At 36.3% G+C, this 15,472-nt stretch carries 15 protein-coding genes; 3 read left to right on the forward strand and 12 right to left on the reverse strand.

All coding sequences use genetic code 11. From position 1 onward, the window contains the following. Positions 1–136: 136 nt before the first annotated feature. Positions 137–535, reverse strand: a complete 399-nt coding sequence (gene spxA, locus ACQV2X_RS05720) for a transcriptional regulator SpxA (protein WP_428873603.1) — start codon at positions 533–535, stop codon at positions 137–139. Between the two features lie 333 nt (positions 536–868). On the opposite strand from spxA, the gene trpS reads away from it, so the two are divergent. Next, complete coding sequence (gene trpS, locus ACQV2X_RS05725) at positions 869–1,858, forward strand: tryptophan--tRNA ligase (protein WP_428876291.1); 990 nt, start codon at positions 869–871, stop codon at positions 1,856–1,858. 48 nt (positions 1,859–1,906) lie between these two features. Here the strand turns inward: trpS and ACQV2X_RS05730 are convergent, their stop codons facing one another. The 9 genes from ACQV2X_RS05730 to ACQV2X_RS05770 form a co-directional block, all read right to left on the reverse strand. Further along, positions 1,907–2,365 carry a Fur family transcriptional regulator gene (locus ACQV2X_RS05730; protein ID WP_428873601.1) on the reverse strand — a complete coding sequence of 153 codons (459 nt, stop codon included), beginning with the start codon at positions 2,363–2,365 and terminating at the stop codon, positions 1,907–1,909. 127 nt (positions 2,366–2,492) lie between these two features. After that, a complete protein-coding gene (gcvPB, locus tag ACQV2X_RS05735) occupies positions 2,493–3,986 on the reverse strand; it encodes an aminomethyl-transferring glycine dehydrogenase subunit GcvPB (protein ID WP_428873600.1) in 1,494 nt (497 codons plus the stop codon). Next, on the reverse strand, positions 3,986–5,335 hold the full coding sequence (gcvPA, locus tag ACQV2X_RS05740) for an aminomethyl-transferring glycine dehydrogenase subunit GcvPA (RefSeq protein WP_428873599.1): 1,350 nt from the start codon (positions 5,333–5,335) through the stop codon (positions 3,986–3,988). Before gcvPA ends, gcvPB begins: the two co-directional genes overlap by 1 nt. Positions 5,336–5,454: 119 nt before the next feature. Further along, complete coding sequence (gene gcvH / locus ACQV2X_RS05745) at positions 5,455–5,814, reverse strand: glycine cleavage system protein GcvH (RefSeq protein ID WP_428873598.1); 360 nt, start codon at positions 5,812–5,814, stop codon at positions 5,455–5,457. A gap of 83 nt (positions 5,815–5,897) precedes the next feature. Continuing rightward, positions 5,898–7,034: a glycine cleavage system aminomethyltransferase GcvT gene (gcvT, locus tag ACQV2X_RS05750; protein ID WP_428873597.1), complete on the reverse strand. Its 1,137-nt coding sequence runs from the start codon at positions 7,032–7,034 to the stop codon at positions 5,898–5,900. Between the two features lie 18 nt (positions 7,035–7,052). Then, complete coding sequence (locus ACQV2X_RS05755; RefSeq protein ID WP_428873596.1) at positions 7,053–7,679, reverse strand: cyclodeaminase/cyclohydrolase family protein; 627 nt, start codon at positions 7,677–7,679, stop codon at positions 7,053–7,055. Positions 7,680–7,688: 9 nt separating this feature from the next. Next, entirely contained in the window at positions 7,689–8,543 is an 855-nt protein-coding gene (locus ACQV2X_RS05760) for a bifunctional 5,10-methylenetetrahydrofolate dehydrogenase/5,10-methenyltetrahydrofolate cyclohydrolase (protein WP_428894332.1), read from the reverse strand. 94 nt (positions 8,544–8,637) lie between these two features. After that, positions 8,638–10,308 carry a formate--tetrahydrofolate ligase gene (locus ACQV2X_RS05765; RefSeq protein WP_428873594.1) on the reverse strand — a complete coding sequence of 557 codons (1,671 nt, stop codon included), beginning with the start codon at positions 10,306–10,308 and terminating at the stop codon, positions 8,638–8,640. 300 nt (positions 10,309–10,608) lie between these two features. Then, entirely contained in the window at positions 10,609–11,724 is a 1,116-nt protein-coding gene (locus ACQV2X_RS05770) for an ATP-NAD kinase family protein (protein ID WP_428873593.1), read from the reverse strand. 144 nt (positions 11,725–11,868) lie between these two features. On the opposite strand from ACQV2X_RS05770, the gene ACQV2X_RS05775 reads away from it, so the two are divergent. Then, positions 11,869–12,420 carry a chromate transporter gene (locus tag ACQV2X_RS05775; protein WP_428873592.1) on the forward strand — a complete coding sequence of 184 codons (552 nt, stop codon included), beginning with the start codon at positions 11,869–11,871 and terminating at the stop codon, positions 12,418–12,420. 4 nt (positions 12,421–12,424) lie between these two features. Continuing rightward, positions 12,425–12,979 (forward strand): chromate transporter, encoded by a 555-nt coding sequence (locus ACQV2X_RS05780; RefSeq protein ID WP_428873591.1) that lies wholly within the window; start codon positions 12,425–12,427, stop codon positions 12,977–12,979. Positions 12,980–13,137: 158 nt separating this feature from the next. On the opposite strand, the gene ACQV2X_RS05785 is transcribed toward ACQV2X_RS05780, so the two are convergent. Beyond that, positions 13,138–14,016 (reverse strand): M15 family metallopeptidase, encoded by an 879-nt coding sequence (locus ACQV2X_RS05785; RefSeq protein WP_428873590.1) that lies wholly within the window; start codon positions 14,014–14,016, stop codon positions 13,138–13,140. A 129-nt stretch (positions 14,017–14,145) separates the two neighbouring features. Beyond that, positions 14,146–15,468, reverse strand: coding sequence for a nucleotide sugar dehydrogenase (locus tag ACQV2X_RS05790; protein WP_428873589.1), 1,323 nt, complete (start codon positions 15,466–15,468; stop codon positions 14,146–14,148). Between the last annotated feature and the right edge of the window lie 4 nt (positions 15,469–15,472).

Consider the following 15,472-nt stretch of genomic DNA (forward strand, 5'->3'; position numbering starts at 1 on the left):
TGAAGTAACCAGTCGGTTACCTCACCTACTCATCAACCCTATTTGACAAAGAGCCGCAAAAATACATTGTCTATGCAAGCTTATCCAATGCAATTCTATTTATTCAAAAAAAGAGCCCGAAGGCTCAAATTTTTGTTTATTCATTTACCAAAGCACGAGCGTGACGCAATGCGCGAGCTCTTACTTCTCGAGGCAAGAAACGTCTGATTTCATCCTCGTTGTAACCAATCTGAATGCGTTTATCATCTAAAATAATTGGTCGACGCAACAAACCTGGTTGATTTTGAACTAACTCAAAAAAATCATTTAAAGGTAATTCGCTGATTTCTACATCTAATTCTGAATAGGCTTTTGACCGAGTTGAAACGATATCCTCTGTCCCTTCCTCTGTCATACGCAAAATACCTTTTATTTCGTTTATCGTTAAAGGTTCAGTGAAAATATTGCGCTCTTCGAATGCAATATTATTTTCTTCTAGCCATGAACGGGCTTTTCTACATGACGTGCAACTTGGAGTTACATATAATGTTACCATTAAAAGATCATCCTCTCTTGTGAACATTCTTCTCTCTTAAAGACACGTACATATTCAATTATTGAACTTAAGATTTTATCATTTAACAATCAAATCTATTCGATACAATAAGTGAGTTTCACAAAGTATTTAGTACTACATATAGAATTATAGCAACAAAAATGCTTTAAAGCAAACTATAATCAATGATTAGTGTGTGACATTTATTAGAATTACTGATGAAAAACTGCCAGTTTGTGAAAACACTCAATCTTTTTTCATAAAAGCTAGCATTTAATTTTAGATAGGTTATAATTATTAATGTAAATATAAGCCATTAGAAAGAGGAAGATCATGAAAGAGACCATTTTTTCCGGTGTACAACCATCCTCCATACCTACTCTTGGAAACTATATTGGAGCCATGAAATCATTTGTTGATTTACAAGATAAATATCAAGCAACCTATTGTATTGTGAATCAACATGCCATCACAGTCCCACAGGACCCTGAAATATTGGTAAGACAAACTAAGCAACTAGCTGCCCTTTATTTAGCGATTGGTATCGATCCGAACAAATCCACAGTATTCGTACAATCAGAAGTACCTGCTCACTCTCAAATTGCTTGGCTCATTACCTGTCAGATTGGCGTAGGTGAGCTAGAACGAATGACACAATATAAAGACAAGTCTGCTAAACAAGAATCAGTTGGTGCTGGCTTACTTTGTTACCCGGCATTAATGGTTGGTGATATAGTTCTTTATGATGCTAAATATGTTCCAGTAGGTGATGACCAGCGTCAGCATATTGAATTAACAAGAAATTTTGTAGACCGTTTTAACAACCGCTACGGAGAAGACATATTAGTTAAACCAGAACCTATTTATCCAAATGCTGGTAAGCGAGTTATGAGTCTGCAAGACCCAAGTCGAAAAATGTCCAAATCAGATGAAAATGAAAAAAGTAAAATCTCAATGTTGGATGAACCGCGTCAAATCATTAAGAAAATTAAATCAGCTGTTACTGATTCAATTGGAGTCGTTAATTATGACACGGCTAACCAAGCTGGTTTATCCAACTTAATTGAAATTTACGCAAGCTTAAGTGAACAGCCAATTAAAAAGATCGTTAATCAATATCATGACTTAGGTTATGGTCGCTTTAAATCAGACTTAGCTGATTTAGTCGTATCTGTCTTAGAGCCTATTCAAAAGCGTTATAATCAGCTAATCGCAGGCGATGAACTTTATGATATTCTTTCTATAGGTGCAACTAAAGCTAATGAAACAGCTTCTCAGACATTGGCTCGTATGGAGAAAGTAATGGGTATACGATATAGATAGTACATAGCAAAAAAACTGCCAACTTATTCAACAAGTTGGCAGTTTTCTTTAATTGTTTTGTGCTTCTTTCTCATAACACTCTTGACAAAACCCATAAAAGGATACTTCCATCGCTCTTACCTTAAATTTATCTAACTCTTTTATTTCGGTGTATATATCATTAAATTGATTTAAAAAAACATCTTCAATTTTTCCACAAGCTTCGCAAATTGTATGTCCGTGGGGGTGCACATTAATGTCATAGTGTTTTGTTTTTTCATCAATGTTCAACTCTTGTAAAATGCCTGCATTCACAAAAGCACGAACATTATTATAAACTGTTGCTAAACTCATTTGTGGATAGTCTTGTTGAACTTGCTGGTAAATCTCTTCAACACTTGGATGCTTGACTTTTGTCAAGATTGTTTTTAAGATGGCTCGTCTTTGAGGAGTTATACGAACTTTACCCTTCTTCATTTTTTCTAAAAGTTGATTAATATCGGATTCAATAGCCTTTTCTGTTTGCATGGACAAACCACCTTCTAATATGTTTATATAGAAATGAATGATAATAAATTGAAGCTGTTACAATTTAACATTTTAAATTATATCCATCAAAAAATCAACTGACCGAGATCAGTTGATTTTGATTTTTTTATTCTACTTCAGCAGATTCTGATTCATGTTTCTCAAAAGTATATTTTAGAACTGGCTTACGAGAAGCTCCTGCTTCATCCAAACGTCTTACAGGTGTATTATGTGGAGCTGTTTGAACAATTTCAGGATTATTAATAGCCTCTTGATTAATCTTAATTAAGATATCTGCTACATAATCTAAGTCTTGCTTAGATTCTGTTTCAGTCGGCTCAACCATTAAACATTCATTAACATGCAATGGGAAGTAAGTTGTTGGAGCATGAATACCAAAGTCTAAAAGTCGCTTACCAACATCTTTAGCTGTTACTCCATAATCTTTCTTGTGACGACTTAAGTCCAATACAAAGTCGTTTTTGTTGAAGTTAGGGAATGGTGCATCAAAGTATTCATTAACACGTACTCGTAAATAGTTAGCATTAAGAACAGCATCTTCAGAAGCACGACGTAATCCTTCAGCTCCCATTGAGCGAATGTATGTATAAGCACGAACGTTTACACCAAAGTTTCCAAAGTTTCCTTTGATACGACCATAAGATTTCTCAGGTGTTTCAAGCTCATATTTGTCGCCATTTTTTACCACATTGGGTCCAGGAATAAATGGTGCTAATTTATCCACAACGCCAATTGGTCCTGATCCTGGTCCTCCACCACCATGAGGTCCAGTAAAGGTCTTATGTAAGTTCAAGTGACAAGCGTCAAAGCCCATTGCACCTGGAGAAGTTAATCCCATAATAGCATTTAAGTTTGCACCATCATAATAAGCAAGTCCACCCGCTTCGTGAACAATATCTACAATTTCCTTAGCATCTTTTTCAAACAAACCAGCTGTTGATGGGTTTGTAATCATAATACCGGCAATATTTGGCCCTACAGCAGCACGCACTGCCTCGACATCAATAATCCCTTCTGGAGTGGAAGGAAGCTCAACCGTTTCGAAACCAGCTACCATAGCTGTGGCTGGATTTGTTCCGTGAGCAGAGTCAGGAATTAGTATTACTCGACGTTGCTCCAATTCTCCAATGGATTCAAAATAAGCTTTAAAAGCTAATATTGCTGCTAACTCACCTTGAGCACCTGCAGCTGGTTGTAAAGTTAATGCTGGAAATTGAGTGATTTCCTTCAAATATTCTTGTAATTCATACATTAATTGTAGTGCACCTTGAATAGTGTCTGGATCTTGTAAAGGATGAATATTCGCAAAGCCATCCATAGCAGCTACATCTTCGTTAATCTTTGGATTATACTTCATTGTACATGATCCTAATGGATAAGGACCTGATTCAACACCAAAGTTACGGTTTGAAAGTGCTGTATAGTGACGTACAATTTGTAGTTCAGAAGCTTCTGGCAAACGCGCAGGTTCTTGACGTGCATATTCTCCTAATTCTGATAATAAGTCATACTCTTCTACTTCAGAAACTGGCAAATCATAAGCTGTGTGCCCTTCTTGCGAAATTTCAAAAATCAATTTATCATAATCTTGTAAGATCATTATTTTGCCACCTCCACTAAAGCAGTTACAAATTTATCCATTTCTTCTTTGGTACGCTTTTCAGTTACACAAAGTAGATAGGCATTATCAACACCAATTGCTTTTGAAGCATCAAAGCCACCAACAAATCCTTTTTCAAATAATTCTTTATTGACTTGACGTACATCTTTATTTAGTTTGATAACAAACTCGTTGAAAAACGGTCTAGTGTTAAGAACTTCAAAACCTGCTGCTTTTAGTTCTTTCGCAAGATAATGTGTATTATTGATATTAGCCTGTGCTAATTCTTGAATACCAACCTTACCGTATGCTGACATAGCAATAGATGATGCTAAAGCGAATAAAGCTTGGTTTGAAGAGTAGTTAGAGGTTGCCTTTTCACGACGGATATGTTGCTCGCGTGTAGAAAGGGTCATAACGAATCCACGTCTACCTTCTTCATCTACTGTTTCCCCGACAATACGCGAAGGAATCTTACGCATTAACTTGTCATTAACGGCAAAGTAACCACAGTGAGGGCCACCTAAAGACATTGGTATACCGAAAGGCTGAACATCTCCAACAGTAATATCTGCTCCAAAAGCACCTGGTTTTTCTAGTTTTCCAAGAGCTAATGGATTAGCAGAAACAATTAACAATGTTTTTGTTCCTTCTAAAGCTGACTTAATTGCTTTTAAATCCTCAACCGATCCAAAGAAGTTTGGATATTGAACAATAACTGCCGCTACTTCAGCATCTAATTTAGCTTTTAAATCTTCAAGACTTGTGACTTCATTTTCAAGTGCTATTTCTTCAACAGCGTAATCTTTACCGAAACCGTAAGTTTTTACAGTTTCAATTGCTTGTGGGTTTAACCCTTTAGAAACTAATACTTTTTTAGACTTCTTAACATGGTTAAACGCAAGGTTTGCTGCTTCGGAAACTGCGTTATATCCATCATACATACCACAGTTTGCCAAATCCATACCTGTCAGTTCAGCAATCATTGTTTGCCATTCAAATAATGCTTGCAATTCTCCTTGAGATACTTCTGGTTGGTAGGGAACATAAGCAGTTAAGAACTCTTGACGCATAATAATATGATTAACAATCGAAGGTACATGGTGGTCATACGTTCCAGCACCTAAGAAAAAAGGCATTTGACTGGACGAAGTGTTTAGAGCCGACATTCTAGTCAGTTCTTTAACAATTTCCAATTCAGAAAGTGGTTCAGGTAAGTTCATTTTGCCTGTACGGCGTACATTTTCTGGCAAGTCAGAGAAGATATCCATAATATCTTTAACGCCAATTGTTTCTAGCATTGCTTGGCGGTCTTGGTCTGTGTTAGGTAAATATCTAAATTTTGCCATGATCTGCTCCTTAGTCTATTTTTTTCTTTAATTCGTACTTTTTAAATTAATAGCAATTTTGACTTAAATATTAGAGTGACATAGAGTCACTCTAATAAACAAACCTTTAAAATTTATGATTATTCAGCTGGCTCTTCAGTTAAGAATTCTGATGTATCGATGTCTTCTTCAGTTTCAATTTCGAAGAACCATCCTTTACCTTGAGCATCTTCGTTAACTGATTCTGGTGCATCTTCTAACTCTTCGTTCACCGCAACTACTTTACCTGCAAAAGGTGCGTATACTTCAGATACAGATTTAACAGATTCTACTGTTGCGATTTCTTCTTCAGCATCAAATTCATCGTCGACTTCTGGTAATTCAACGTGAACGATATCTCCTAATTGCTCTGCAGCAAAAGCAGTGATACCTACACGTGCTTTGTTAGGTGCTAAAATTTCAATAAATTCGTGTTCTTCTGTAAAAAATACTTGTGACATTATAAATGACCCCTTTTCTTAAAATTGTTTATGTGCTCATTTTATCAAACATTTAACAAAAATGAAACCACTTTAGTTTAAATTTACTTACTAGCAGCTAACCAGTCTTTCTTAGTTAATTCTGCTTCAATTTCTTTACCGCGGATATCGATAATTACTTTATCACCAACTTTATAATCAGTGGCAACACGCATGAAACCTAGAGGGTATCCTAATGTAGGTGATTTCGTTCCTGATGTTACTACCCCAATCACTTCACCCTCTTGATTTTTAACTTCCATACCATGACGAGCGATTTGTTTGCCGTCAATCTTAAATCCTCGAGACGCTTCTTTCTTATCGCCGGCGCGATAAGCAGCAATTGCTTCTTTTCCGATGTAATCTGCTTCTTTAGCTTTTGGTGCTGCAAATGCAATACCACCTGCGATTGGGTTGACGCTCTCATCGAAGTCATTGCCATACAGTGGTAAACCAGCTTCAAGGCGTAAAGTATCACGTGCTCCTAGCGCACATTCTTTAACACCTAAATCTTGACCTTCTTCAACTAATTTCTTCCAAATCTCAAGCATATGTTCAGCTGGAATATATAGTTCGAAACCTTCTTCACCGGTATAACCAGTACGTGAGATTTGAACACGATCAAAACCAGCTACTACTTGATCTTGCTTATAAGAATAATATTCAATCTCTTTCAAGTTAGTATCTGTAATGCGAGCCAATAATTCTTCAGCATTTGGTCCTTGAACAGCGATTAATCCCCAGTCATAAGTTTCATCTGTGATCTCAACTTGACCCTCTTGATTATGATCATGCATCCATTGAACAATCTTTTCACGGTTAGAGCCGTTTGGAGTTGCAACAAACTCGTCATCATTGCGGCGGTAATAAATCAAATCATCTAAGATGCCGCCATCTTCTTTACATACAGCGGTATATTGAGCTTTTCCGTTGAAAGTAGCTTTATGCACATCATTAGTGATTAATCCGTTCCACCAGTCATAAGCATTCATCTTAGCCGATTTAACACGAACCTCTCCCATATGTGAAGCGTCAAATAAACCTACTGCATTACGAACTGCCTCGTGCTCCTCAGCAATTTTGGTGATTTGAATTGGTAATCCCCATCCACCAAAATCTGTAATCTTGCATCCTTTTTCGATGTAATAGTCATACATAGGTGTTTTTTTCAATCCATTTTCATCTAATTGAACGTTTGTCATTATACTATCTCCTTCGCCTTACTTGATTAAAATATCTTTGACTTGTGCGTAGTATTCATCTAATTGAGAGGACAATTCAGCGACCTTGTTGTTAGCAAGCTCATAATACTCTTCTTGCTTTTCCTTATCCTTAAGCTGTCCTCCATTAATATATAAGTTTAATGAAGAAGCCTGAACAGCCGAACGTAACATTTGAAGACCTACACCAACATCGGAAACGATGATTTTTTTAATTAAAGGAATAACCTTGTCAAAGCCCTCCACAATTTGGCTGACTTCTGAAATCAAGTCAACTGGAGGTTGAGATGCAATTACTAACCCACTTTGAATTGCTTCATTACGCACTTGTTTTTCTACGTCTGTTGCTCTCGGCATACCATACGCTTTAGAAAGTGGTTCAAACTCAGTTGCATCGCGGTCGATAATGTTCACAAAAATCTCTTTACTTTTTTCAAACTCTTCAATTTTTTTAGCAAGAAAAGTTTGATCCTCTTTAGACAATTTATCACTTTGCGAGAAAATCATAGCCATCAAAATAGCACCAATACCCAATCCAGCTGTAACGCCCGCTGCAGCCCCTCCACCAGGAGTTGGATCATTAGAAGCTAACTTGTCAATAAATTCTGTGACTTTTAATTCTTTCATTACGCGCTCCTATTCTAAGCCATTTAGAAGCTTAGCACCTTTAACAACTTGTGAAGCCAGAACACCTGTTGTTACAGAACCAACACCACCTGGGACAGGAGTGATAGCACTTGCTTTAGGTTCAACTTCATCAAAGCGAACATCTCCAGTTGCCTTACCATCTTTGTAACCAAAGCCAACATCAATTACTGTTGCACCTTCTTTAATGTAGTCAGGGCCAACAAGTCCTAAAGCTCCGGTAGCTGAGACCACAATGTCAGCTAAAGTAGTGTGGATAGTGTTGTCTTTAGTATAGACATGTGTATTTGAAACAGTTGCATTACGGTTTGATAACATAACTGCTAATGGCTTACCAACAACTGGTGATGAACCAATAACACAAACTTCAGCACCCTCTAATTCATAGTCATAGTAATCAAGAATTTCGATACAAGCTTGTGCTGTAGAAGGAGCCATTGCAGTTGGATCATTGTTAATTAGCTTACCTAAGTTAACTGGGTTCAAGGCATCTACGTCTTTATATGGATTTAAGCGCTCAGCAATTTCTGCTCGCTCAATTCCTTTTGGGAATGGTTGCATAATGATAACGCCTGACACAGATTTATCTGCATTTAATTCATCGATAATTTTTAAGACATCTTCGGTGGTCTTAGCATCCAATTCAGTACGAGCTTCTGCTTCGATTCCACATTTTTCCATTACTTTCATAGCATTTTTTTCATAAGCCATGGAAGAAGGGTTTTCATCGACACGTAACACTACTAATTTAGGAACAATCCCTTTTTCTCTTAAAGCTTCTGCTTCTTGTCGAGTACGCTCGCGAATTGCTTTCCCAACTTCTTTACCATCTAAAATCTTACCCATAAGATCCTCCCTTTTCTATTCAATACACTGTAAAAGTCGAACGAGCAAAAATTTACTCGCTCGACTATTAATTTTATCTTAGAATCAATTCTTTTTAGAACAATCCTTCAATGTTACCTTTTTCATCAACATCAATACGGTTAGCAGCTGGTTCTTTTGGTAAGCCAGGCATCTTCATAATGTCACCTGTCATAGCAACTAGGAAGCCTGCACCAGCAGAAACGGTTAAGTCACGGATAGTAACAGTAAATCCTTCTGGAGCTCCTAATAATTTAGGATCATCGGAGAATGAATATTGCGTTTTAGCCATACAAATTGGTAATTTACCATGTCCTTGCTCGGTGAATTGCTTAATTTTCTTCTTAGCTACTGAAGTAAACTCAACTTTTGCACCACCGTAGATTCTAGTTACTAATGTTTCAAGTTTTTCTTCGATAGAAGCTTCTACATCATAAGCAAACTTAAAGTTGCTTTCTTTTTCAGATGCTTCAACTACAGCCTTAGCTAGTTCAGTTGCACCTTCACCTCCATCAGAGAAGTGAGTTGAAAGAACAACTTTAACGCCTTCTTTTTCACATTCTTCACGTAATGCTTCAATTTCGGCATCTGTATCAGTTGGGAACGCATTGATAGCTACTACTGGGTTTAATCCGAACACATTCTTAATATTGTTAATGTGACGCATTAAGTTAGGCATACCTTTACGTAAAGCTTCTACATTTTCAGGTCCTAATTCTTTTTTATCAACTCCACCATGCATCTTCAATGCACGGATTGTTGCAACGATTACAACTGCTGAAGGAGCTATCCCTGCTTGACGACATTTGATGTCTAAGAATTTCTCAGCACCTAAGTCTGCACCGAAACCAGCTTCAGTAATTGTGTAATCTGCATAATTCATTGCTAGTTTCGTTGCAATAATTGAGTTGCATCCATGAGCAATGTTTGCGAATGGTCCACCGTGCACAAAAGCTGGTGTCCCTTCTAAAGTTTGTACAATATTTGGCTTGATTGCATCTTTAAGTAATGCAGTTGCAGCTCCAGCACCATTAATATCTTTAACAGTAACTGGCTTATTATCTTTACGAGTGTAAGCAACGATCATATTACCTAATTTTTCTTTTAATTCTTGTAAATTATTAGATAGACAGAATGCTGCCATTACTTCAGAAGCTACAACGATGTCGTAACCATCTTCACGTGTTACTCCATCAACACGACGGCCTAATCCATTTACAATATTACGTAATTGACGGTCGTTCATATCGACAACACGACGCCATACAATTCGGTTTGTATCAATATCTAATGCGTTACCATGGTGGATGTGGTTATCTAATAAGGCAGCGATTAAGTTAGTTGCTGCTCCAATCGCGTGGAAGTCTCCAGTAAAGTGTAAGTTAATATCTTCCATTGGAACAACTTGTGCGTATCCACCACCAGCTGCTCCACCTTTAATACCAAATACTGGTCCTAATGAAGGCTCACGTAAAGCAACTGCTGTTTTCTTACCAATTTTAGACATTCCGTCTGCCAAGCCGATTGAAGTAGTTGTTTTGCCTTCACCAGCAGGAGTTGGAGTAATCGCTGTAACAAGAATTAATTTTCCTAAGTCCTTGTTATCCATATCTAATTTAGTAAAATCGATTTTAGCTTTTGTTTTACCGTAAGGCTCTAATACATCATTAGAAATACCTAACTTTGCAGCCACATCTTCAATTGGTTGCAATTTAGCTTCCTGTGCGATTTGAATATCTGTCTTCATTAAAATCTTTTCCCCCTTTAGATAAATCACATAGTATCTCTATGCATCTTTCATCATACCATAAAACGTTAGGAAACTCTTACATTTTGCAGACAGTTTTTAAAAAATTGCATTTTTAGCTTGCAATTCGGTTTTTTCACAAACATTTTTATGTAAGCAAGTACTAAATTTGTTTATATTATCAATAAAGAAAGTTAGTTGTGCTTTTCACAACCGCTATTTAATAGATGAAAGTTGTTATTAATATAGTGATAACCACTTGGTCAACTTAATCTTTTTTCACAAAATTTTCGTTATTTCTTAAATTGCACTTACCTTATACATTCTGGAGTTATGGTATCCTAGTAAAATTTTATGATAACCAGCTAATTTTTCATCAATTTCACGATTACCTGTATAAACTAAAAGCGGTTGACCTTTTAAGGTGTTTAATTTTCCTGGTGTTGCAACAATTATAATATCCTCTTTATCTAGCTTGGCAAGAACCTTGTCAGATAATTGATGATTGCCTCGGCCAAAGAGATATCCTTGACCACCCATCGGTGTAACAATCAATTTAGCTGGCTTGTCCCCAATGATATCCAAAATCTCTTGTTCATAGACATCTTTTTTTACAACTTTTTTATTTCGAATGATATCAACACCTAATAATGTTGGTTCCAGACCTAACTCTAACATTACCGGAGCAACTGTTGAACCAGAGCCAATAATGTAGAAGACATCTTCTTCCATTCTATCTATAATATCAAGCGCTATAGAAACTCTTGCTGCCTCATCCGATTGAGGAGTAGGTGATTTCAAATTTTGTAAATGACTTTCATCATAAGGAACACTTAGGTATCCATAGACTTTAGTAATTATTTCATCCCTACGGAATGCATCTTCTTCAATATCAATAACTTCCTCATCTTTTAGAGACAATTCCTTGTCTTTCAAATACCTCAAAGCTAACTTACCGGCATGTTCCGGTGTCACTGCATAAACAGGAGAATGAATCTTAACACCCGCTGGTATCCCAATCGTTGGAATAGCAAGTTGAGTAACTGAAGCAATATCACGTGCCGTTCCGTCGCCTCCTGCAAAAAGTATTAAATCCACCTCTCTCTCTTGAAATTTTTCAACTAAATGAATGGTATCCTTCGCCATACTGTCACCATCGATTTGATGAATCACTTCATAATTCAATTCGGTTTCTTTTACTAAATCTTCTCCCATTTTACCAGAAGCAACATATACAATTAATTCTTCTTTAAGAGGAGCTAATTCTTTGAGCGCTTTCAAGGCTTTTAAAGGGGCCTCAGGATTAGCTCCTCTCTTAATCGCCTCAGTTAATACATCTTTACCATCGGTACCTTTTAAACCAACTCGTCCTCCCATACCAGCAATGGGATTTACTACAATTCCTAATTTTTTCATTAATTCTCTCCTCTCAATAATCTTCTATTCTATTATAGGTCTTATAAATGTTCTTGTCATACCTAAGCTCTAGTTTACAATTTTTACTTTTCTTTCTATAATTTAAATTGTCTGATTTTACAAGTTCCTTGTAGGAGTGATTTTTTGCAAAAAAATTTGAAATTTTATATCAAATTGTTTAGAGTGACTTTTCTATTAAGTGCTTTTACCTTTGGTGGAGGTTATGTAATTGTAAGTCTTATGAAAAAGCAATTTGTTGATGACTATCATTGGTTTGAAGAAAATCAAATGCTCGATTTAATCGCAATCGCTCAATCTTCTCCAGGGGCAATCGCTATTAATGCCGCGGTGATTGTAGGTTATCAATTAGCAGGATGGCTCGGTGTTCTCACCACTGTTTTTGCCACTATCCTTCCTCCTTTTGCAATTATCTCTATCATTGCACATTTTTATCAGGTCTTTATTGAAAATCAATGGGTGGCTTGGATGTTAGAAGGAATGCAAGCGGGAGTAGCAGCGGTAATTGTTTCTGTTGTTTATACCATGATCAAAGATCTTGTTAAACAAAAAGAAAAGTATCTAATTCTCATTTTTATAAGCGCACTCATTTTAGTTAGTTATTTTAACTTCCCGATTTCATGGTTAATTCTTATTTCTTTATGTGGTGGCTTTATTTATTCTTATTTGAAGAGGTGATTACTTGATTTATTGGGAACTATTTCTTACTTTTTTAAATATTGGCTTACTTTCTTTTGGTGGTGGCTATGCTGCTTTGCCTTTGATTGAAGACTTGGTTGTTCACCAAGAGCATTGGCTATCTTTAGAAGAATTTGGTCATCTAATTACAATCTCACAAATGACACCTGGTCCAATTGCTATTAATGCCTCTACTTTTATTGGTACTCAAATCGGTGGTGTCAGTGGTGCAATAGTTGCTACTATCGGCTGTACCTTACCATCGATAATTATCGTGACTTTTTTAGCCTATCTTTATCAGCGTTTTCAAAAACTAAGTTTAATGCAAGATACCCTTTTTATCCTTAGGCCTATAGTGATTGCCTTAATAGCTAGTTCGGGCTTATCAATTTTTGTGAATGCTATTTGGCAAAAAGAGACTGTTGTTTGGATGGACCCTAATTGGTTAATGTTGGTAATTTTTATTATAGCCATGCTATTACTTAATAAGTTTAAAGCTAACCCCATCGTGATTATGATTTCTGCAGGGATTGTTAATTTGATTTATCATGCATTTTAAAAAATTAGTTGTTACTCATTTGTCCTTTTTAGGGTTATATTAAACAGAAGGTAGGCAACTCTTTGTTTATTTAATAAAACTAAAACACCGTCCTTAACGCTGTTTAACAGTGTTAAGGACGGTGTTTTAGCTAACTTCGGTCACAAGCTCTTTGTCATTTAATCAGTTGATGAGTTATAAAACAGTTTATCAATCGTTTTCTTTTGTTCTTCTAACCACCTTTTTGCTTCATCAACCGCTTGATTTTCAGCCGCTTGTTTTACTTTTTCAATTTTTTTACGCCGGTCACGTTCTTCAATAAGGGCTAGGTACTCTTCAAGAGTAAGCCCATGTTCCATCATAAATTGCGCATTTAGTTGACCTACATAGCGATAATGCCAAGGTTCAAAATTAAAAGTAGTCATTTCTGTCTTATTTTGAGGGTATCTTAAAATAAACCCAAAATTGGCTGCATTTTCTACTAACCATTGGGCCGATGCCGTTTCGCTATAATTTTCAGTTAAGCCTCCTCCTATGCTGGTCCAATCTTGACCTAATATATCAATAGCGAGCCCAGTCATATGCTCTGTGGCATTTGCTGGTGCTGTATATAAATTGGTTAAATATCTCGCTTCTGATTCACTATAACCGACCGCCATTAAAGACTGTTTTCTAGAACTTTCTAACCCTGCTTGCTGATTTGTCGAACGGTATCCTGAAATAATTGTAAATAGATAACCATCCTCCAAACCTGCTTGTAACAGCTGACTAAGTTTTTCTTCAATGTTAGCAGCATATGGAATTCCTTCAATTGAAGTAACTAAATCAACTTCAATTTGATTGTTGATTGGGTTGCTTGGATTCACCAAAAGTAAATTGGGATCATTTAAATTTCCCTCAGCAGGAATTGAATCAATTAATTCATCAACACTAGCATTTGATTTTATCGCATCAATCTGACTCAATTCTGGTAAATTGTATTTAGCTAAAGCCACCGCTTTTTCAAAAGGAAAAATAAGTAGAAGTAAAAATATTAAGAAAATTTTCTTAATACTCATTTTTATCACCTCATATTTGTTTTCAAAGGATCAAGTGTTCCAATAATAAACATTCTGATACGCAAACTACTTAAGGAAACTCTCAAACTATTTATCCTGTTCGATAAAGTGCTTAAGAGCCAGCTATTATTATAAGCGCCAAAAAGTATAGCCAGCTTCCTTAAAATAATCAGCATCCAGTATGCTTTTGACATCTATAAGAACTCTTTCTTTAGGTGATAATTTTGCATTAAACAATTTTTCGATGCTTGTATTATTTAGTTCTCGAAATTCCTGATGAGCTACTGCAAAGATAACAGCATCCGCATCCTGAACTTGATCGAACGCTGTTAAATCAACATCATATTCTGCTTTGGCATCACTTGATTCAGCCCAAGGATCTACTACAACAGGCTCAATATCGAAAGTCCTTAAATAATTGATAATATCGGCAACTTTTGAGTTGCGCGTATCTGGTGTATGTTCTTTAAAAGTTAGACCCAAAATAACTACTTTAGAGTCTGTTACTTTTTTACCCGCCTTAACCATGAGCTTAATCAACTTATCACCAATAAAATCTCCCATTTGATCATTTATTTGGCGACCAGAAAGAATAATCTGACTATGATAGCCCAAGTTTTCTGCCTCGTAAACAAAGTAGTAAGGATCTACACCAATACAGTGTCCTCCCACTAGTCCTGGTGTGAAACCTAAAGCATTCCATTTGGTATTCATGGCATCAATAACATCTTGCGAATCAATTTCCATTCGATCAAAAACGAGAGCTAACTCATTCATAAATGCAATGTTAATATCTCTTTGACTATTTTCAACAACTTTAGCGGCTTCAGCAACTTTAATACTTGGTGCACGATGAACACCCGCTTCAATTACTAGTTCATATACTTTAGCCATTGTATCTAAAGCATCAGCAGTTGTAGCAGAAACGATCTTTTTAATTTTTGGTAAAGTATGGACCTTATCTCCTGGATTAATTCTTTCAGGTGAATAACCTACCCAAAAATCAACACCATGCACTAATCCTGAACTTTCTTCAAGTTCTTCAATACACATTTCCTCAGTAACCCCAGGATAAACCGTTGACTCATAAGCAACTAAAGTCCCTTTAGACATGTTTTTACCTACGGTTCTTGTGGCTGAAATAACCGGATCTAAATTAGGTGTCTTATCTTGATTGATAGGCGTTGGAACCGCAACAATAATAAAGTTCGCTTCTTTTAGCCTACTTTGGTCGTAGGTGAAAGCTAAATTTGTATTCTTGACTGCTTCATCTCCAACCTCTAGAGTTGGATCGATACCCTGCAAATATTGCTCCACTTTATGAACATTGTTGTCATAGCCAATTGTTTCAATGTGCTTAGCAAATTCTATGGCAATCGGCATACCCACATACCCTAAACCTACAACTGCTAACTTTGTTTTACCTTCAATTAAATTTTGATATATATTCATTTTT

This window comes from Facklamia sp. P12945, from assembly GCF_050409485.1.
Taxonomy (GTDB): Bacteria; Bacillota; Bacilli; order Lactobacillales; family Aerococcaceae; genus Facklamia.

Coding starts and splice junctions, on each gene's coding strand:
- ACQV2X_RS05785 (WP_428873590.1), bottom strand. CDS start 14,016: ATGAGTATTAAGAAAATTTTCTTAATATTTTTACTTCTACTTATTTTT.
- gcvPA (WP_428873599.1), bottom strand. CDS start 5,335: ATGGCAAAATTTAGATATTTACCTAACACAGACCAAGACCGCCAAGCA.
- trpS (WP_428876291.1), top strand. CDS start 869: ATGAAAGAGACCATTTTTTCCGGTGTACAACCATCCTCCATACCTACT.
- spxA (WP_428873603.1), bottom strand. CDS start 535: ATGGTAACATTATATGTAACTCCAAGTTGCACGTCATGTAGAAAAGCC.
- gcvH (WP_428873598.1), bottom strand. CDS start 5,814: ATGTCACAAGTATTTTTTACAGAAGAACACGAATTTATTGAAATTTTA.
- gcvT (WP_428873597.1), bottom strand. CDS start 7,034: ATGACAAACGTTCAATTAGATGAAAATGGATTGAAAAAAACACCTATG.
- ACQV2X_RS05790 (WP_428873589.1), bottom strand. CDS start 15,468: ATGAATATATATCAAAATTTAATTGAAGGTAAAACAAAGTTAGCAGTT.
- ACQV2X_RS05765 (WP_428873594.1), bottom strand. CDS start 10,308: ATGAAGACAGATATTCAAATCGCACAGGAAGCTAAATTGCAACCAATT.
- ACQV2X_RS05755 (WP_428873596.1), bottom strand. CDS start 7,679: ATGAAAGAATTAAAAGTCACAGAATTTATTGACAAGTTAGCTTCTAAT.
- ACQV2X_RS05760 (WP_428894332.1), bottom strand. CDS start 8,543: ATGGGTAAGATTTTAGATGGTAAAGAAGTTGGGAAAGCAATTCGCGAG.
- ACQV2X_RS05730 (WP_428873601.1), bottom strand. CDS start 2,365: ATGCAAACAGAAAAGGCTATTGAATCCGATATTAATCAACTTTTAGAA.
- gcvPB (WP_428873600.1), bottom strand. CDS start 3,986: ATGATCTTACAAGATTATGATAAATTGATTTTTGAAATTTCGCAAGAA.
- ACQV2X_RS05770 (WP_428873593.1), bottom strand. CDS start 11,724: ATGAAAAAATTAGGAATTGTAGTAAATCCCATTGCTGGTATGGGAGGA.